The 521-nt window shown below is 34.9% G+C and carries 1 protein-coding gene; it reads left to right on the top strand.

Annotation, left to right across the window (positions count from 1 at the left end; translation table 11 throughout):
* The coding region (locus E2E34_RS37775) for a reverse transcriptase family protein (protein WP_138905800.1) at positions 1-521 on the top strand (521 nt) is incomplete at both ends.

The following is a 521-nucleotide window of genomic DNA, read 5'->3' as shown; positions in this document are numbered from 1 at the left end:
AGTTTAAGAAAGTAACTCACAGAATTCATCTCATTCCAGGAGCAAAACCTACGGCAAGACCACCGTATCGTATTTCGCAGTTTGAGACAGAAGAATTGAAGAAACAAATAGAAGAACTACTACAACAAGGATTTATACAGAAATCAAATTCACCGTATGCTGCACCAGTACTATTTGTAAAGAAAAAGGATAAGGCATTGAGGTTATGCGTCGACTTTAGATTACTAAATATCAACACGATTAAAAATGCATTTCCCATTCCTTTAATAGAAGATTTGTTTATGAAAATAGGAACAGCCAAAGTATTTTCGAAGTTAGATTTAATGTCAGGATATTTTCAGATCAGAATGGATCCGAGAGACGAAGAAAAGACAGGTTTTGTTACGCCCTTTGGACATTACCATTGGAGAGTAATGCCATTTGGAGTGGTGAACGGTCCTGCAACATTTCAATCATTTATGAATGATATATTAGGAGATACGCCTAATGTGTTAGTCTATCTAGATGATATATTGATTTAT

Source organism: Streptomyces albidochromogenes (genome assembly GCF_005981925.1).
In the GTDB taxonomy this organism is placed as follows: domain Bacteria; phylum Actinomycetota; class Actinomycetes; order Streptomycetales; family Streptomycetaceae; genus Streptomyces; species Streptomyces albidochromogenes.
This window is presented reverse-complemented; position numbering and strand designations above follow the sequence as displayed.